This window comes from Nonomuraea sp. NPDC050536, from assembly GCF_044457685.1.
In the GTDB taxonomy this organism is placed as follows: Bacteria; Actinomycetota; Actinomycetes; order Streptosporangiales; family Streptosporangiaceae; genus Nonomuraea.
On record NZ_JBITHD010000001.1, the window covers coordinates 540,009 to 558,094 of the forward strand.

15 protein-coding genes are annotated in these 18,086 nt (G+C 72.0%); 8 read left to right on the forward strand and 7 right to left on the reverse strand.

What is annotated here, in order from left to right; all coding sequences use genetic code 11:
• Nucleotides 1-11 precede the first annotated feature (11 nt).
• A complete protein-coding gene (locus tag ACIBHX_RS02850; protein WP_397063603.1) occupies nucleotides 12-806 on the forward strand; it encodes a class I SAM-dependent methyltransferase in 795 nt (264 codons plus the stop codon).
• Here ACIBHX_RS02850 and ACIBHX_RS02855 read toward each other — a convergent pair.
• Entirely contained in the window at nucleotides 727-1,224 is a 498-nt protein-coding gene (locus ACIBHX_RS02855) for a GNAT family N-acetyltransferase (protein ID WP_397063605.1), read from the reverse strand. The genes ACIBHX_RS02850 and ACIBHX_RS02855 overlap by 80 nt on opposite strands.
• Before the next feature lie 108 nt (nucleotides 1,225-1,332).
• Between ACIBHX_RS02855 and ACIBHX_RS02860 the strand changes: the two genes are divergently transcribed.
• Entirely contained in the window at nucleotides 1,333-2,568 is a 1,236-nt protein-coding gene (locus tag ACIBHX_RS02860; RefSeq protein WP_397063607.1) for an MFS transporter, read from the forward strand.
• Nucleotides 2,569-2,612: 44 nt separating this feature from the next.
• Complete coding sequence (locus tag ACIBHX_RS02865; protein ID WP_397063608.1) at nucleotides 2,613-5,528, forward strand: BTAD domain-containing putative transcriptional regulator; 2,916 nt, start codon at nucleotides 2,613-2,615, stop codon at nucleotides 5,526-5,528.
• Here the strand turns inward: ACIBHX_RS02865 and ACIBHX_RS02870 are convergent.
• Genes ACIBHX_RS02870 through ACIBHX_RS02880 form a run of 3 tightly spaced genes read right to left on the reverse strand, consistent with a single transcriptional unit; the run spans nucleotide 5,500 to nucleotide 9,205 of the window.
• The gene (locus ACIBHX_RS02870; RefSeq protein WP_397063609.1) at nucleotides 5,500-6,993 is read right to left on the reverse strand and encodes an AMP-binding protein; all 1,494 of its coding nucleotides are present in this window, start codon (nucleotides 6,991-6,993) and stop codon (nucleotides 5,500-5,502) included. The genes ACIBHX_RS02865 and ACIBHX_RS02870 overlap by 29 nt on opposite strands.
• Nucleotides 6,993-8,024, reverse strand: coding sequence for an acyl-CoA dehydrogenase family protein (locus ACIBHX_RS02875; protein WP_397063611.1), 1,032 nt, complete (start codon nucleotides 8,022-8,024; stop codon nucleotides 6,993-6,995). The genes ACIBHX_RS02870 and ACIBHX_RS02875 overlap by 1 nt, the downstream gene beginning before the upstream one ends.
• Complete coding sequence (locus tag ACIBHX_RS02880) at nucleotides 8,021-9,205, reverse strand: acyl-CoA dehydrogenase family protein (protein WP_397063612.1); 1,185 nt, start codon at nucleotides 9,203-9,205, stop codon at nucleotides 8,021-8,023. The genes ACIBHX_RS02875 and ACIBHX_RS02880 overlap by 4 nt, the downstream gene beginning before the upstream one ends.
• A 156-nt stretch (nucleotides 9,206-9,361) precedes the next feature.
• Between ACIBHX_RS02880 and ACIBHX_RS02885 the strand changes: the two genes are divergently transcribed.
• From ACIBHX_RS02885 to ACIBHX_RS02905, 5 genes are all read left to right on the forward strand, one after another.
• Nucleotides 9,362-10,702 (forward strand): sensor histidine kinase, encoded by a 1,341-nt coding sequence (locus ACIBHX_RS02885; RefSeq protein WP_397063614.1) that lies wholly within the window; start codon nucleotides 9,362-9,364, stop codon nucleotides 10,700-10,702.
• A 3-nt stretch (nucleotides 10,703-10,705) separates the two neighbouring features.
• Nucleotides 10,706-12,043, forward strand: a complete 1,338-nt coding sequence (locus tag ACIBHX_RS02890) for a sensor histidine kinase (protein ID WP_397063616.1) — start codon at nucleotides 10,706-10,708, stop codon at nucleotides 12,041-12,043.
• A 47-nt stretch (nucleotides 12,044-12,090) separates the two neighbouring features.
• Nucleotides 12,091-12,654, forward strand: a complete 564-nt coding sequence (locus ACIBHX_RS02895; protein WP_397063617.1) for a TetR/AcrR family transcriptional regulator — start codon at nucleotides 12,091-12,093, stop codon at nucleotides 12,652-12,654.
• A 68-nt stretch (nucleotides 12,655-12,722) separates the two neighbouring features.
• Nucleotides 12,723-13,682 (forward strand): diiron oxygenase, encoded by a 960-nt coding sequence (locus tag ACIBHX_RS02900; RefSeq protein WP_397063619.1) that lies wholly within the window; start codon nucleotides 12,723-12,725, stop codon nucleotides 13,680-13,682.
• Nucleotides 13,679-14,473: an SDR family NAD(P)-dependent oxidoreductase gene (locus tag ACIBHX_RS02905; protein ID WP_397063620.1), complete on the forward strand. Its 795-nt coding sequence runs from the start codon at nucleotides 13,679-13,681 to the stop codon at nucleotides 14,471-14,473. Before ACIBHX_RS02900 ends, ACIBHX_RS02905 begins: the two co-directional genes overlap by 4 nt.
• Nucleotides 14,474-14,591: 118 nt before the next feature.
• On the opposite strand, the gene ACIBHX_RS02910 is transcribed toward ACIBHX_RS02905, so the two are convergent.
• Genes ACIBHX_RS02910 through ACIBHX_RS02920 form a run of 3 tightly spaced genes read right to left on the reverse strand, consistent with a single transcriptional unit; the run spans nucleotide 14,592 to nucleotide 18,007 of the window.
• Nucleotides 14,592-15,707 (reverse strand): C45 family autoproteolytic acyltransferase/hydolase, encoded by a 1,116-nt coding sequence (locus tag ACIBHX_RS02910; protein WP_397063621.1) that lies wholly within the window; start codon nucleotides 15,705-15,707, stop codon nucleotides 14,592-14,594.
• On the reverse strand, nucleotides 15,704-16,753 hold the full coding sequence (locus tag ACIBHX_RS02915; RefSeq protein ID WP_397063623.1) for a carboxymuconolactone decarboxylase family protein: 1,050 nt from the start codon (nucleotides 16,751-16,753) through the stop codon (nucleotides 15,704-15,706). Before ACIBHX_RS02915 ends, ACIBHX_RS02910 begins: the two co-directional genes overlap by 4 nt.
• A 12-nt stretch (nucleotides 16,754-16,765) precedes the next feature.
• A complete protein-coding gene (locus ACIBHX_RS02920) occupies nucleotides 16,766-18,007 on the reverse strand; it encodes an FAD-binding oxidoreductase (protein ID WP_397063625.1) in 1,242 nt (413 codons plus the stop codon).
• Nucleotides 18,008-18,086: the final 79 nt, after the last annotated feature.

The following is an 18,086-nucleotide window of genomic DNA, read 5'->3' on the forward strand; positions in this document are numbered from 1 at the left end:
GGAATGGGCGGGTGCCCATCCATTTGGAGAGCGAGTTCTACGACGTCGCCGGATTCAAGGCGGGCGCCAGCCCGCTGAGGTCGTTCGAGCTCGACGAGGTGGGCGAGGTCGGCGGCAGGTCGCTGGTCCACCTGCAGTGCCACTTCGGCCTCGACACCCTCGACTGGGCCAGGCGCGGCGCCACGGTCACCGGGCTGGATCTCTCGGACAGGGCCGTCGAGTCGGCGAGGAAGATCGCCGAGGAGTGCGGCATCCCGGCCAGGTTCGTCGCCGCCGACGTCTACGACGCGGCCGAGGCGCTCGGGGAGACCTACGACATCGTGTACACGGGCATCGGCGCGCTGGTCTGGCTGCCCGATCTCACCCGCTGGGCCGAGACGGTCGCCGCCCTGCTGAACCCGGGCGGGTTCCTGTACCTGGCCGAGTTCCACCCGTTCCAGGACATGCTGGACGACGAGACGGGGAGCGTGGTCTCGCACGACTATTTCGCGCGCGGCCCGGAGATCTACGACATTCCGTACACCTACACCGGAGACCAGCCGCTGGAGCACACCGTCAGCGTGCAGTTCACCCACCATCTGGGCGAGGTGGTCTCGGCCGTGGCCGCCGCGGGGCTGCGGATCGAGTTCCTGCACGAGCACGACTTCACGCTGTTCCCGCGTTTCCCCGTGATGGAAGGCGACGGCGGCCGCTATCGGATGCCCGAGGGCAGGCCGCGCATCCCGCTCATGTACTCGCTGCGCGCCGGTAGTGCACCTGCTCCAGCGGCGGATCCGACTCCGTCTTCACCAGCCCCGACCTCGTGAACCCGCAGCGCTCGTAGAAGCGCCTGGCCCGCGGGTTGTCGGCCAGCACCCACAGCCCGACCTCCTGGTCGCGCAGGTCCTCCAGCGACGCGGCCATCAGGGTCCGGCCCATCCCGGTGGAGAACTCCTCGGGCAGCACGTAGATGGCGTAGATCTCCATGCCGTCGTGCCCGTCGTCCCTGGCCTCGCCGTACAGCGTGAATCCGCGCACCCGGCCGTCGCGGACGGCGACGAAGCCGCTGGTGCCGTCGGTGAGCAGCGCGGAGCGGCGGCTCACCATCTCGGGGGAGACGGACAGCTCGTCGAGAAGGGAGTCGGGCATGACGCCCCGGTAGGCCGTCTTCCACGTGGTGATCCGCACGTCCTCGATCCCCTGGGAGTCGGCGGGCGACGCGGGACGGATCTCGAAGGATGACATGTCACGATGATGGCCTATACCTGATCTCCCTGACGATCAGGTGGGCCTTCCTGACGGCGGGGGAGAGGCGTAGCATCCCCGCAACAACTGATCATGAGGCGGGCTCGGATGACCAGTAACGCTCTCGCCGAACCGGTTCGCCGGGTCGGGCCGTGGTGGATCTCCGCGATCTCGCTCGGGAACCTGGCACTCTTCCTCGGCTACTTAGGGCCGCTGCAGGTGCTGTTACCCGAGCAGGTCGCCGCCGTCGCGCCCGCGGGCAAGGAGGGCGCGCTGGCCTGGGTCACCGGCGTCGGCGCGCTGGTGGCGATGCTGGGCAACCCCATCGTGGGCGCGCTGTCGGACCGCACGGTCGGCCGGTGGGGACGCCGCCACCCGTGGACGCTGGCCGGGGCGCTGACCGGCGGGGCGGCGCTGGCGTTCCTGGCCTTCCAGAGCACGGTCGTCGGGATCGCGGTGGGCTGGTGCCTGGCGCAGGCGGCGCTCAACGCGATGCAGGCCGCGCTCACCGCGGGGGTGCCCGACCACGTGCCGGTCAGCCAGCGGGGTGAGGTGTCGGGATGGATCGGCGTCCCGCAGGCGGTCGGGGTGGTCCTCGCGGTCGTGCTGGTGACCATGGTCGCGACCACCACCAGGTCCGGGTACCTGCTGCTCGCGGTGGTGATCCCGCTGTGCGTGCTGCCGTTCATCCTGACCACCCCCGATCCCCGGCTCACGGAGCGCCCGCCGTTCAGGCTGGCCTCCTTCTGGATCAGCCCGCGCCGGCACCCCGACTTCTTCTGGGCCTGGATCACCCGCTTCCTCATGCAGCTGGGCAACTCCATGGCGACGCTCTACCTGCTGTACTTCCTGACCGACGCGGTCGGGTACGAGCGGCTGTTCCCCGGCCAGAAGGCCAGCGACGGGCTGCTCATCCTGATCCTGATCTACACGGTGTGCGTCGTGCTCACGACTGTGGTGGGCGGGGTGGTCTCCGACCGGATCGGGCGCCGCAAGCTGCTGGTCACGGTGTCGGGGATCATCTCCACGGTGCCGACAGTGATGCTGGCGTTCTGGCCGCTGTGGCCGGTCGCGATGGTCGCGGCGGCCGTGCTGGGCGTGGGCTTCGGCGTCTACAACGCGGTCGACAACGCGCTGGTCACGCAGGTCCTGCCCACGGCGGAAGGCCGCGCCAAGGACCTGGGGATCATCAACATCGCCAACTCGGGGCCGCAGGTCATCGCGCCGGTCATCGCGGGCCCGATCGTGGCCGGGCTGGGCGGCTACCCGGTCCTGTTCCTGACCGCCACCGCGCTCGCGCTGCTGGGCGCGGGCCTGGTCTGGCGCATCAAGTCGGTCCCGTGAACGCCCGGGCGTACTTCCGTCCGTGAGCTGGCAAGCTTGGGGCCGTGCGAGTCCTGCTGCTTGGCCCCTTCGAGATGCGCGACGACGACGGCGAGCCCATCGACATCCCAGGTGCCAGGCTCCGTGCGCTGCTGACCAGGCTCGCCCTCGACCCCGGCAGGGTCGTCCCGGTGGAGGCCCTCATCGAGGCCGTCTGGGGCGAGGAGCCGCCCGCCGGCAGCGGCAACGCCCTGCAGTCACTGGTCTCCCGCGCCCGGCGGCTGGTCGGCGCGGCCGCGATCGAGTCGCACCCCGCCGGATACCGCCTGGCCGTCGACCCCGGCGACGTGGACGCGGTGCGCTTCGAGCGCCTGGTGGCCGAGGGCGGGCTCGCGGCGCTGCGGGAGGCGGAGCGGCTGTGGCGCGGGCCCGCGCAGCTCTCCCCGGCCGGCGCGGGCGTACGGCTGGCGGAACTGCGCCTGTCGGCCGCGGAGGACAGGCTCGCCCTCGAGCTCGCCGCGGGCGCCGAGGTGCTGTCCGAGCTGCGGGAGCTCGCCGCGGCCCACCCGCTGCGCGAGCGGCTGCAGGGGCTGCTGATCCAGGCGCTGTACCGATCGGGACGGCAGGCGGAGGCGCTGGAGGCCTACGAGCGGACCCGGCGCACGCTCGCGGACGAGCTCGGCGTCGACCCCTCGGACGAGCTGGCGGAGATCCACCTCGCGATCCTCCGCCACGAGCGGCGCCAGGCACCCAGCCGGCTGCGCGCCCAGGTCACCACGTTCGTCGGCCGGCAGCGGGAGCTCGGCCAGCTCGCCACCGCCCTGCGGGCCTCCCGCCTGGTCACGGTCGTCGGCCCCGGCGGCGCCGGCAAGACCCGCCTGGCCGTCGAGACGGCCGCCCACCTCTCAGACTCCGCCGACGCCCAGGCCCCGGACGGGGTGTGGCTGGTGGAGCTGGCGGCCGTGGCCGAGGCGGGGGACGTGCCGCACGCCGTACTGGCCGCGATCGGGGCGCGCGACAACGGGTGGCTGGAGTCCGACGCGACGGGGAGCGTGGCGGAGGCCCTGGCCGGCAAGCGCGCGCTGGTGATACTGGACAACTGCGAGCACGTCGTGGAGGCCGCCGCCGCGCTGGCCGACCGGCTCCTGGGCGCCTGCCCCGACCTGCGCATCCTGGCCACCAGCCGCGAGTCGCTGGCCATCCCGGGGGAGAGCCTGTACCCGATCCCGGCGCTGGAGGAGGCCGCGGCGGCGCGGCTGTTCGCCGACAGGGCCGTCGCGCTGCGGCCCGGGTTCGCGCTGGACGAGACGAACGCCAGGACCGTCGCCGAGATCTGCCGCCGGCTGGACGGGATGCCGCTGGCGATCGAGCTGGCCGCCGCGCGGATGCGCGCGCTGACCGCCGAGCAGATCGCTGCCCGCCTCGACGACCGCTTCCGCCTGCTCAGCGGCGGCAGCCGTACGGCACTGCCGCAGCACCGCACGCTGGAGGCCGTCGTCGACTGGAGCTGGGAGCCGCTGTCGGAGCCCGAGCGCGACCTGGCGATGCGGCTGGCGGCGCTGCCCGGCGGCGCGACGCTCGATCTGTTCCCCGCCGTGGACACCCTCGCGGGCCTGGTGGACAAGTCGCTGGTCGAACTGTCCGGCGAGCGCTACCGCATGCAGGAGACCGTGCGCGCCTACGGCATGGCCAGGCTGGCCGAGTCGGGTCGCGACCTGGAGGTCCGCGGCGAGCACGCGCGGCACTTCCTGCGCCTGACCGAGCAGGCCGACTCCGAGCTGCGCGGCCCCGGGCAGCTCCACTGGCTCGACCGGCTGCAGGCCGAACACGACAACCTACTGGCGGCGCTGCGCTACGCGGCCGACGCGGGGGAGGCCGAGCTGGGGGTGCGGCTGGCGGCCGGACTGTGGTGGTTCTGGCGCCTGCAGGGCAGGTACACCGAGGGCATCCACTGGTCGCGCAACGTGCTGGACCTTCCTGGCGAGCTGCCGGGCGAACTGCACGCCGTACGGCAGGTGCTGCGCAGCGCGGCCCGCGGTCTGGAGCTCGGGCGGGACGGCGAGCCCGCGCCCATCCCTGATGGCGGGGCGTTCGTGCTACTCGTGGCGCCGGTGCTGCTGCAGGACAGGGCGACCGCCGAGAGCAGGCTGCCGCGGCTGACCGGGTGGGAGCGGGCGCTGACGCTGTGCTTCCTGGCGCTCGAGGTGGAGGGCGAGGGCTCGGTCGCCGAAGCCTTCGCGCTGCTGCGGGAGGCACGCGAGATCCTGGAGCCGCTCGGTGAGCGCTGGGCCATGTCCGTGACGCTGCGGATGCTGGCCTACCACTACGTGCTGCGGGGCGAGACGGACGCGGCGGTCCCTGCCCTGACGCGGGCGCAGCGGCTGGCGGCCGAGCTGGGTGTGCCCCCCGACGTGACCAGCATCGAGGCGGAGCTCGCGGTCGCGCACGCGCGGCTGGGCGAGCTCGACAGGGCGCGGGCCCTGGCGAGCTCGGCGCTGGCGGGGCTGGAACGGATGCATCCGAACGCAGACTTCGCCGTCGTCCACCTGGCCGTGGCCGAGGCCATGCTCAGGTCGGGCGACCGGGCGGCCTTCCGCGACCAGGCCGGCGCCGCGGCGGCGGTCTCAGGCCAGTCGTGGGTGCGGGCACGCATCGCGTGCATGGAAGCGGTGGCGGCCCTGCTCGACGAGGACACGGCAGGCGCGCATGAGCGGGTGACGAGCGCGATCGCGCTGGCCGGGCAGGACCTGTCCGCGCTGGCGACGGCGGTGCGCCTGTCGGCGGCCCTGGAGCGGGACCCCGCCGGCGCCGCCTACCTGCTCGGCGTCGCGACCGCGCTGCGCGGCGTGGACGAGCGCGGCGGTGTCGACGAGCTGGTCCTGCGGGCCGCCCGCCACGGCCAGGACTACGAACGCGGCGCCGCGCTCACCAGGCAGGCCGCGATCGCGCTGGTCACAGCCGGGCCAGGTACTCCTCCCTGACCTTGCTGCGCGACAGCTTCCCTGTGGGCGTGCGGGGCAGCGAGTCGCGGTACTCGATCACCCTGGGATGCTTGAACCGGGCGATCCGCGGCACGCAGTGCTCAAGCAGCTCGGCCGTCAGCGCGTCCCCGGCGGTGTAGCCGTCGGCGACCTGGACCAGGGCGACCACCTTGTGTCCCCACTCCTCGTCCGGCACCCCGATCACCGCCACGTCGGCGACGGCCGGGTGCTCGAGGAGGGCGGCCTCGATCTCGGCCGGGTAGATGTTGACCCCGCCCGACACGATCAGGTCGGTCCGCCGGTCGCACAGGAACAGGTAGCCGTCCTTGTCCATGTAGCCGATGTCGCCCGGCGCGTACCAGTCGCCCCGCCTGCTGGCCGCGGTCTTGGCCGGGTCCTTGCGGTACTCGAACTTCACCGTCGCCGACCGCACGTAGATCATGCCCGGCTCGCCGGGTGGCAGCTCCGTCCCGTTCTCGTCGAGGATGCACGCCTCGAACGCGGGCGCGGGCCTGCCGACGGTGCCCGGGCGGGCCAGCCACTCCTGCGGCTTGACCGCGAACGCGATCGTGGACTCGGTCGAGCCGTAGTACTCGTAGAGCACCGGCCCCCACCAGTCCATGATCCCCTGCTTGACCGCGACCGGGCAGGCGGCGCCGGTGTGGACGACCTGCCGCAGCGAGGAGACGTCGTAGCGGTCCTTGACCTCCTGCGGCAGCTGCAGCATCCGGTGGAACATGGTCGGCACCATCATCGCGTTGGTCACCCGGTGGCGCTCGACCAGCTCCAGGATGTTGACCGGCTCGAACCGCGGGGTGATCACCACGGTGTGCCCGAGGTGCAGCGCGAACTGGGTGTGCGCGCACGGCGAGGAGTGGTACATCGGCGAGGTCACCAGGTGCACCCCGTCGCCCGGACTCAGGTCGCACACCTCGCCCAGGAACCACGTGTAGACCGGCACCAGCTGCTCCGGCGGCACGTCGGGCAGCGGCCGCTGCACGCCCTTGGGGAACCCGGTGGTGCCCGAGGTGTACCACATGACCGCCCCCGCCGACCGGTCCTCGGGCGCCGTGGCGGGCTGCCCCTCGGCGAGCCCAGATATCCCGATGTCAGGATTTATGGTCTTCTCGGCATAGGCTTCGGCCGCCACCACGACCTTCGCGTCGCAGTCGCCCAGGATGTAGGCGATCTCCGGGTCGGTCAGGTGCCAGTTGATCGGCACGTAGTACAGGCCGATCTGCCCGGTGGCCATCAGCATGACGACCGCGTCGACGCCGTTCGGCAGGACTCCGGCCACCACGTCGCCCTTGCCGAGCCCGCGGGCCCGCAGACCGTGGGAGACCTGGTTCACCAGAGCCAGCAGCTCGCCGTACGACGTCAGGGTCCCGTCGGTGTCGATCACGGCGGGTCGGCCGGGGTCCGCCTCGGCGATGGCGTAGAAACCGGGCAACTGGCTGATGTCCATCACAGCTCCAGCAGTTCCGCGAGGCGGGCTCGGTACATCCTGGGCGGGCCGAGCAGCACCTCGTCGCTCTTGGCCCGCTTGTAGTACAGGTGCGCGTCGTGCTCCCAGGTGAAGCCGATGCCGCCGTGCAGCAGCAGGTGGTCGCGGGCCACCTCGAAGCAGGCCCGGCCGACGAAGGCCTGCGCGAGCATGGCCGCCTCCGGCAGGTCGTCCGGTGACTCGTCGGCCGTCCACGCCGCGTAGCGCACGATCGACTCGGCCTGCTCCAGCTTGGCGTGCATGTCGGCGAGCTTGTGCTTGACACCCTGGTAGGAGCCGATGAACCGGCCGAACGCCACCCGGATCTTCGCGTAGGCCACGATCGCGTCCAACGCGGCCCGCATCACGCCCAGCTGCTCGGCCGCCAGCACGACGGCCAGCCGCTCGAGGATGCCGCCCGCCGGCCGCTGGCCCAGGACGCGGGCGGGGGCGCCGTCGAGTGTCACCGCGGCCTGGCCGCGCGTCAGGTCGAGCGCCTCCAGCGCCCGCCTGCTCACACCGGTCCCGGACAGCTCGACGGCCGCCATGACGACGCCGTCCCCGTCGCGGGCGGGCATCACCAGGACGTCGGCCTCCATGCCGGACAGCACCCGGGGCAGCTCGCCTGACGCCTTCCCGTCGGTCAGCCTCACCTCGGTCTCCGACAGCGTGGCCGCGATCCTGCCCTCGGCGATGCCGGTGAGCAGCTCCTTGTCGGGGGTGGCGGCCAGCGCGATCGTCGCGAACACCGTCGCCAGGAAGGGGCCTGGCAGCAGCACGGCGCCGGTCTCCTCCAGCGCGACCGCCAGCTCGGCGAATCCCGCGCCTGCCCCGCCGTACTCCTCGGGGATGATCAGGCCGGACAGACCGAGCTCGCCGTTGAGGCGCGCGTAGACGGCCGGGTCGTACCCGTCGCGGGCCTTGGCGGCGGGCGAGGCGGAGGCGAGGAAGGACCTGACCGCGCCGCGCAGCTCCTGCTGCTCCTGGCTGAGTACCAGTTTCACGTTGCTCATCCCACCCCACCGAGCCCCTCTTGCGTCCCCACCTTCAGCTCCTTGAACGGCACGGTCTTGTCCACGCGCGGTCCCGGCGGCAGGCCCAGCACGCGCTCGCCCACGATGTTGCGCATGATCTCGTTGGTGCCGCCGCCCAGCGCCATCGCCGGCGCCAGCGACACCGCGAACCCCAGCGGGTTGCCGTCGACCACCGACTCGGGCCCGACCAGCCGGGTGGCCAGGTCCGCCTGGAAGAGCGTCAGCTCGGCCAGCAGCAGCTTGGCCGCGCTGCCCCTGGCCCCGGGGAAGACGCCCGCCCTGGTCTCCTGAGCCAGGCGCTGGTTGAACAGGGCCAGCGCGCGCGAGCGGATGTGCAGCTCGACCAGCTCGTCGCGGACCAGCGGATCGCTGGTGTCGACCACCTCGCGCAGTGCCTCCAGCGAGGTCGGGTTGTCGCGCTGGCCGCTCATGCCCACGCCCGCGGAGATCGACAGCCGCTCGTGCAGCAGCGTCGTGACCGCGACGCCCCAGCCGTCGTTGACCTCGCCCACCCGGTCGGTGTCGGGGATGACGGCGTCGTCGAAGAAGATCTCGTTGAAGCCGGACCTGCCGCTCATGTCCTTCAGCGGTTTGACCGTCACGCCCGGCCGGCGCATGTCGATCACGAACATGGTCAGGCCCTTGTGCTTGGGCACGTCCACGTCGGTGCGGGCCAGCAGCAGGCCCCAGTCGGCGTACTGGGCGTTGGTGGTCCACACCTTCTGCCCGTTGACGACCCAGTGGTCGCCGTCACGCACCGCCTTGGTCTGCAGGCTGGCCACGTCGCTGCCCGCGCCCGGCTCGGAGAACAGCTGGCACCAGATCTCCTCGCCGCGCAGCAGCGGCCGCAGCCAGCGGGCCCGCTGCTCGTCGTCGCCCCGGTCCAGGATCGTCGGCCCGGTCATGCCGAGCCCGATCGAGAAGATGTAGGTCGGCAGCGAGAAGGCCCGCGCCTCGGCGGCGAAGGCGCGCTCCTCCGCCTGGGTGAGCCCCTGACCTCCCCATTGCTCCGGCCAGGTGATGCCGGAGTATCCGGCGTCGTGAAGCCTGGCCATGAACCGCTTGGCACGGGCGACGGCCTCGCCCTCGGGAGGGTCCTCGGTAGGAGTGTTCTCGAGCAGCCAGGCCCGTGCGGCACGCCGATACTCATCAAGGTTCACGTCGACTCCTTGGCATCAGTGCTCACTTACTCTAGTCAGGGGAAAGCTGAACGCATAGAGCATTGATCTGGAGCGTTTTGTCTGGATTTATCACTGAATCTCCTTTAATTAGGGCTAGGGGGACCTAATGTGATCACCTGATCACCGGGGGGAGGCGTGATCGCAGGGTTCGGGGGATCGGTACGCGCACGGCTGACGGCGTTCGCCGGCGTAGCCATGGCGTTGCTGTGCGTGGCCGGAAGCTGTCTCGTGCTGTACGGCCTGCACAACACGGCCGTGGACATCCGCACCAACGAGGTGCTGACCGCGGCGCTCAAGGTGGTCCACCAGGTCAAGCGGGGAGCCCTGCCGACGGTCATCCCGACCACCCTGGAAGGCATCCAGGTGCTGAACGCCGGCCGCAGGGTGGTGGCCTCCTCACCCGAGCTGAAGGGCAACCCGCCCATCACCACCGTCGTCCCCGACGCCGACAACGCCAACCGCACCCAGGTGATGTGCGACCTGCCGGCCTTCCCCGAGCAGTGCGTGATCATGGTGATCTTCCGCATCTACGAGACGGACGGCGACTGGCTCGTCTACGCCGCCGGGCCGATGCCGCCGTGGTACGTCGGCCCCCGGGTGGTCGCCTTCCTGGTCGGGGTGTCGCTGGCGGCGGTGATCCTGACCGGGTTCGTCACCTCTCGCGTCGTGGCCAGGACGCTCGCCCCGGTGGCCGCGATCAGGGCCAAGCTGGACGACATCACCGCCACGGACCTGGGTCAGCGGGTCCCGGTGCCGGACAACGCCGACGAGCTGCGCGCGCTCGCGCTGACCGCCAACCAGACGCTGGACCGGCTGGAGAGCGCGGTCGAGCAGCAGCGGCGCTTCGCCTCCGACGCCTCGCACGACCTGCGCAGTCCGATCACCGCCATGCGCGCCCAGGTCGAGGGCGTGATGCTGCACCCGCAGGATGCCGACTGGCAGGTGACGGGACACGCCCTGCTGGACAGCCTGGACCGGCTGCAGGCCATCGTCACCGACCTGCTGACGCTGGCCCGCCTGGACGCCGGTGCCCCCGGCCGGCGCGAGCCCGTCGATCTGGGCGAGCTGGTCAGCGCCGAGACGGACCGGCAGCGCTCGAAGAGGGTGGTCGCCCGGCTCCAGCACGACGTGGTCGTGGAGGGCGACCGGCTGCGCCTGGCCCGCCTGCTGACGAACCTGCTCGACAACGCCGAACGCCACGCCGAGGACACCATCACCGTCTCGGTCGCCAAGCGGGACGGCCATGCCGTGGTGGAGGTCAACGACGACGGCGCGGGCATCGCGCCCGAGCACCGCGAGGTCGTCTTCCAGCGCTTCGCCCGCCTGGACGCCTCGCGCAACCGCGACGCCGGTGGCACCGGGCTGGGCCTGCCCATCGCCCGCGAGGTGGCCAACGCGCACGGCGGCAGCCTGGCCATCGAGGACTCCGACACAGGCGCCCGCTTCGTCCTGCGGCTGCCGATGAGGGCGGGATGAGCGGTGTTCACCCGGTGGTCGGTCAGGCGCAGACTCACGGTGGTCACGCTGCTCACCACGCTGGCCGGGTTCCTGCTCATCGCGCTGGTGGTGACGCCGCTGGTGCACGCGCTGGCCACCTCCTACGTGACCGACCAGGCCGCCACGGCCGGCCGGCGCGTCGCCTACGGCGTCGAGCGGTACGCCCCCGACAACCTCAAGCCGGTCGTCGCGACCGAGGAGGTCGACCGCGTCCAGGTGGTCGACGACAAGGGAGTGGTACGGCAGGCCAGCGCGCGCATGCTCGGGAAGCCGCCGCTGACCAGCATCCAGCCCCAGGGCACCGACGGCCGGATCGACGGCCGGGTGTGCATCGGCGGCGATTGCCTGATCGTCGTCGGATACCGGGTGGCCGTGGGGTCCGGCTTCTGGATGGTCTACACCTACGTGCCCGAGATCCCGTGGTACATCAGCATCCGCTACGTCGTGGGCGTCCTGGCCGGCAGCGTCCTCATGTCCGCGCTCGTCGCCGCCGTGTGCTGGATGGTGGTCCGCAAGGCGCTCGAACCCGTCAAGACGATAAAGGACGAGCTGGCCGAGATCACCGAGACCGACCTGGGCCGCCGGGTCCCGCCCACGGCGCACCAGGACGAGCTGGACGACCTGGCCAGTACCATCAACGAGACGCTCGACCGCCTCGAGGGCGCGGTCGAGCAGCAGCGGCGCTTCGCCTCCGACGCCTCGCACGACCTGCGCAGCCCGATCACCGCCATGCGCGCCCAGGTCGAGGACGCGCTGATGCACCCGGAGGACGCCGACTGGCAGGGCACCGGCCAGGCGCTGCTGACGAGCCTGGACCGGCTGCAGGCCATCGTCACCGACCTGCTGACCCTGGCCCGCCTCGACGCGGGCTCGCCGGGCAGGAACGAGCCGCTCGACCTCGCGGTCCTGGTGGAGGAGGAACTGGCCAGACGGCCGCGCGGCAAGCAGGTCAACCTGAGCCTGGCGCCGGGGGTGACGGTCAGGGGCGACCGGCTGCGGCTGGCCCGGCTGCTGACGAACCTGCTCGACAACGCCGAGCGCCATGCCGAGGAGACGATCACCGTGACCGTCGCCCGGGGGGACGGGCTGGCCGTACTGGAGGTCCAGGACGACGGCGCGGGCATCTCGCCCGACCTGCGCGAGCTGGTCTTCAGGCGCTTCACCAGGCTGGACGCCTCGCGCAGCAGGGACGCCGGCGGCACCGGGCTGGGCCTGCCCATCGCCCGCGAGGTGGCCAGGGCGCACGGCGGGACGCTCACGATCGAAGATTCCGAGGTCGGCGCCCGTTTCGTCCTTCATCTACCGATCAGCGGAAGTTAGAGTGGCCCGCTGTGACGCGGGGATTCGGCCGATTAAGGCGTGAGGACTTGTTGAAGGCGGCCTGCGAGGTGATCGCGGAGCTGGGATTCGGGCGTACCAGGGCGCAGGACATCGCCAAGGCCGCGGGAGTCAGTCAGGCGCTGCTGTTCTATCACTTCGACACCAAGGAGCGGCTGTTCGCCCAGGCCTTCGCCTACGCGGCCAGGCAGCACCTCGACGTGCTCGCCGAGATCGAGCGCTCGACCAGGCCGCCGCTGGACCGGCTGCGCACCTTCCTCAAGCGTTGCTCGCCCAGCGCCGGCCCGGACGGCTGGCGGCTGTGGATCGACGCGTGGGCCGAGTCCATGCGCACTCCCGATCTGGAGGAGACCTCGCGCCGGCTGGACCTGCAGGGCCGCTCGGTGCTGCGCGGCATCATCGAGGACGGCGTGGCCTCCGGCGTCTTCGCCTGCCCGGATCCCGACGCCGCCACCTGGCGGCTGTTCGCGCTCTGCGACGGGCTGGCCATCCAGGTCAACGTGCACGCCAGGGTCCTCACCCGCCGCCGAGTCACCGAACTGGTCCGTACGGCTGCCGCGGCGGAGCTGGGCCTGACGGTGGAACAGCTGTGAGCGCGGTCACTCTTCCACAGCTATTGGATGCTCCGTACAATTACCTGGCGAGGAGAGGAGTGCATGCGATGGCATCCGCACCGAGCTCTACAGCCGCCAGGGAGCGCGACGAGACGGTCGCCGACCGGAGCGCCTACGAGGCCGTCATCCACCGCCTGTCCAAGGCCTCGGTCGACAAGCACTGGGAGCCCTACAAGGACATCCCGTGGGACGACCCGGAGTTCCTGGTCGACCCGGCGGACTCGCGCTGGGAGCTGCCGGAGGTCGACAGGCTGGGCGGCCATCCGTGGTACCGCAGCCGCTCCCCGGAGACGCGGGCCAGGATCGGGCTGTTCCGCGTGGCGACCGCCATGAAGATCGGGCTGCAGTTCGAGAACCTGCTCAAGCGCGGTCTGCTCAACTACGCCTACCGGCTGCCCAACGGCTCGCCCGAGTTCCGCTACGTCTACCACGAGACCATCGAAGAGGGACATCACGGGATGATGTTCCAGGAGTTCGTCAACCGCACGAAGATGCCCGTGCGCGGCATGCCGGGACCGCTGTCGGTCATCGCGCAGGTGGCGCCCTGGATCCCGCTCATCTCCACCGAGCTGTTCTTCGTGTTCGTGCTCGGCGGCGAGGACCCGATCGACCACGTCCAGCGCAAGGTGCTCAAGGACGGCCAGGTCCACCATCCGCTGGAAGAGACGATCATGCGCATCCACATCGCGGAGGAGGCCAGGCACATCTCCTTCGCCCGGCACTACCTGCGCAACCGGGTGCCGCGGATGCCCCGCTACCGCCGGCTGATGCTGGGGATCATCTCGCCGATCATCCTGGGGATCATGGCCAGGATCATGCTGGCCCCGCCGGGGCCGATGATCAGCCGCTTCAAGATTCCGCGCAACGTGGTGGCGGAGGTGTACCTGCACAACGCGGCGGCCAAGCAGGAGATCCGCGACTCGGTGGGCAAGACCCGTGAGCTGTGCGAGCAGGTCGGCCTGATGAACCCGCTGACCCGCCGCATCTGGAAGGCGATGGGGATTTGAAAACCGCGGTGGTGACCGGAGGCGCGTCCGGGATCGGGCGGGCCGTCGCCAGGGAGCTGGCGGCCAAGGGCGTGGCGGTGACGATCGCCGACCTCGACGAGGCGGCGGGGGACCGCACGGCCAAGGAGTTCGGGCTGGAGTTCGCGCCGCTGGACGTCACCGACGCGGCCGCGGTGGCGGCCGTGCTCGGGAGCGTCCGCGACGCGCACGGCCGCCTGGACTTCGTGTTCAACAACGCGGGCATCGCGGTCGGCGGCTTCACCGACGAGCTCACGCTCGACCACTGGAACCGCGCGATCGACGTGAACCTGCGCGGCGTCGTGCACGGCGTCCACGCGGCCTACCCGATCATGCTGGAGCAAGGCTCCGGCCACATCGTCAACACCGCCTCGCTGGCCGGGCTGGTCCCCGCGCCGCTCATGCTGCCCTACACCACGACCAAGCACGCCGTGGTCGGCCTGTCGCTGGCGCTGCGGGCCGAGGCCGCGGGCCGCGGCGTCCGGGTGAGCGTGGTCTGCCCGGGCTTCACCGACACGCCGCTGCTCGACCACGCCAACCCCGGCCTGCCGCCGACCGAGCTGGCCGCGCACGCCCGCGAGTCCGCGATCAAGAGCACCGGCCGGCTGTACTCGGTCGACCGGCTGGCCGCCGACATCCTGCGCGGCGTGGCCCGCAACCAGGCCATGATCGTGGCCCCCGCCTCGGGCCGCGTGGCCTGGCGCGGAGCCAGGCTCTCGCCCGCCGGTGCGGTCAGGGTGGCCGGCCTGGCCACCCGGCGCCTGCGCACGTAGTTTCATCAATCCCAATCCGGACATATGGGTCATATAGGGAGGCGCTGGCGCTCAGAGCCGGCGGTTGAATCCGCAGATGCCGGTCCCGACCCGTCCGGGCCTGGGACCGGCGCGTGTTTCACGGGCGCTCGGCGGAGAACACCAGCTCCTCGGTGTAGCGGTTGTCGCCCAGGAAGAACCGGGTGGACAGCGTCCTGTCGGCGGGGTCGAAGATCGTGGTCCAGGTCGTCCGCCACGGCTTGGCCGGGTCGTCGCGCTCGCCGACCGAGTCCATCGCCGCGCGCAGGTCCTCCCGCGACATTGTGGCGCCCTTGCTGAGCTCGTAGAGCACGCGCAGCCGCCGGTAGGTGTCGAAGGTGGCCTCGGTGTCCTCCGGCAGGTCCATCGGGTCGGGGTGGCGGTGCAGCAGGTGGTTGGTGACGCACAGCGGCGCGTCGCCGAACTCGACGATGTGCTCGGCGCCGTCCCTGCCACGCTCCCAGACGAAGGCCTGCCCGTTGGCGTCGGCCACCAGGTAGTGCAGCGGCATGCCGTGGTCGTACTGCTTGGCACCCAGCAGCGCCTGCTTGGCCTGCTCGACGTTCTCGCAGGTCTCCACGACGAACCTGGGCAGCTGCACGGAGTCGAGGCCCACCTGCGGGGCGTACTCCTCAGGCGGCTCGGCGCTGTCGATGTCGGCGATGAGCAGCATGACGGCCAGCCCTGCTTCGTTGATGCCGTCCATGCAGCCGTCCAGGGCGTTCATCGTGATGACCGTGCAGGCCAGGCCCTCGTCGGGCAGCGTGGTGATCACATAGGGCCGCGAGGTCATGGGCAGCTCGCCCTGCTGCGGTGGCAGCCCCTTGAGCTCGCTGAACGTGGTGGTGAAGAAGTCGTAGTTGCGCCCGATCCTGCCGTGGCCGTCGGTGCCGGCCGACGGCGGGCACCACAGCGCCGAGCAGCCGAACGCCATGGGGATGTAGCCGAGCGAGTCCAGGGCCAGCTCGTCCTGGTCGGGGTCGAGCCCGAGCACGGCCGCGGCGCCGTCCATGCGGGCGTGCTGCTGCGGCCAGTTGCGCTCGAACCAGGTACGGCGGGCCCTGCTCACCGTGGGATCGACCGGCCGCGGCGCCCAGCCGAGGCGGCGAGCCTCCTCGGCGAGCGCCATGCCGATCTCGTAGTGGGAACCGCCGGCCGTCAGGTGGCGGACCAGCTGGAAGTCGTGCCTGCTTCCCGCGACTTGCGTGATGGTCATGCGACCACGATCGGGGCCTCCGCTGACCAGGCGCTGACCGGCGGCTGACCGGCGGTGTAGTCCGCCTCGGCCCGCCGTACGGCCGCCGCCGCGCCGAAGGCCAGCAGCCGTACCAGGTCGGCGTCCGAGCGGCGCCCCGGACCGGCATGGTCGGCGCCGGCCCGGCCGGCGGAGGTGCGCCAGGCGGCGACGTCGGCGTCGGTGATGCGGTACGCGGCGACGGCGGCCAGCACCGCGAGGCGCGCCTGGGGCCGCTCGTCCTCGAGCACGCCCCACAGGGCCTCGGTCAGCCACGCATCGCCCATCGGCGGATGCTTGCCCGCCCACCGGTCCGCCGCCTCGGTCACCGCCTGCCGGGTGTCGTCTCCGACCTCGGCCGTGCCCGCGGTGGCCAGCAGCGTGGCGAGAGCCGTACCGACCGGCGAGTCTCCCGCCCAGGACGGGGCCGGGCCGGACGGCAGGCCCGCCAGCAGCGGCAGGCTCGCCCCCGGCTCGGGGTTGGCGCGGACCTTGCCCGCGACCATCCGCCCGCCCACTCCGCGCACGACCCGCGAGCGCTGCAGCCCGCCCGGCAGCATGTCCTCCGAGTGCAGCGCCGACACCATCCGGTTGATGAAGTGGAAGGTCAGCGCCGTCCCCACGATCTCCGGCTCCCGGTACGGCGCGGCCGCCCGCGACCCCGACCAGGCGAACAGCGCCGCGATGCGGGGATCGTCAGGCTGCCCGCCGGACAGCAGCGTCTCGGCCAGCCGGTGGTCGCCGGTGGCGTGCAGGAACACCGAGTGCGCCGACACGCAGAACGGGCACCGGTTGGCCAGTGAGACGCCCAGCGCGACGACCTCCCGCGCGGTCCTGGACATCGTCCCGGCCATCAGCGACTCGCGCAGCAGCGCCCAGGTGGCGGCCAGCAGGTCGGGCGCCGGCGACAGGGTCATCAGCGCGGGCATCCTGCGCAGCCCCACGTCGGCGTGCTGCTGCTGGTAGACGTCGGCGGCCAGGCCGGTGGCGGCCTTGGGCTCGATGGGTGTGATGTGGCGGAACGTCATGGTCTTCTCCGGTCAGATCGTGTGGCCCGCGCGGATGACGCGGTCCGGGTCCCAGGCCTTCTTGACCTGGATGAGCCAGGCGTGGTTCTCGGGGGTGAAGGCGGAGGCGGTGCGGCCGGGGTCGGCCAGGAAGTTGAGGAAGGTCCCGCCGGTGGCGTGCTCGCCGACGTCCGCGGGCTCGCCCGCCGAGATGATCGAGAAGGGCACGTCGCGGTGCCCGATGGGTCCCGCGTCGGCGTCCGGCCTGGCCATCGCGCCGCCCCAGTGGCGCACCTCGACCGCCTCGGACTCCGACTCGAGCAGCGCGCCGATGAGGTCGTCGGGGAGGTCCTCGGCCAGCTCGATGTGCTGGGTCATGGCCATCGGCGGGCGCGGCGGCCCCGCCAGCGCCAGGCCCGCCTCCTCGAAGGTCATCTCGCGCATCTCCCCGCCGATCGGCTCACCCGCGGCCTCCAGCAGCGGCTTCAGCGAGGGGTCGGCCCCCAGCCACACCGCCCGGACCGCCAGGACCCGGCCGCCGTCGGGCCTGCGCATGAGCATCACGGCCGTGTTCGACTCGTCGGGCTCGTCCGCCGCCCAGTCGCGGTAGGCGGCCAGCGTGTCCGCGGCCCGCTCGAAGGGGTGCAGCGTCATGCCCGCGAAGAGCCGCTCGACCGGGTACAGGCGGAAGGTCAGTTCGGTCACGATCGCGAAGTTGCCGCTGCCGCCGCGCAGCGCCCAGAACAGGTCGGGATGGTGGTCCGGGCCGACCGTGACCAGCCGGGCGTCGGCGGTGATCACCTCGGCGCGCACCAGGCTGTCGGCCGCGTAGCCGTACTTGCGTGACAGCCAGCCCGTCCCGCCGCCCAGCGTGTAGCCCGCCACCCCGACCCACGGCGTCCCGGACAGCGGGGCCAGCCCGTACGGCGCGGCCGCGGCGATCACGTCGGACCACAGCGCGCCGGGACCCGCGGTGGCGGTGCGAGCGTGCGGATCCACGCTCACCCTGCCCATCGCCGAGGTGTGCAGCAGCAGCCCGCCCTCGTCGGAGGTGACCGCGCCGTGGCCGGTGGACTGGACCGACACCTGCAGGCCGTGGTCGCGGGCGACGGCCATGGCCGCCCGCACGTCCTCTGCGCCGGTGGGCTCGGCGACCAGCGCCGGCCTGGGGTCGAAGCGGCGGTTCCACGGCAGGCGCTCCAGCTCGTAGCGTTCCTCGCCGGGCAGGTGGACGCGGCCCTGGAACCCGGCGGCCCTGAGTGCTCGATATGTCATGGCAGCGATGCTGCTGCCCGGGGCGATCCGGGTCGTCGTGCTGCCAGATGCACTGCCTACTCCCGGAGGAGTAGCACCT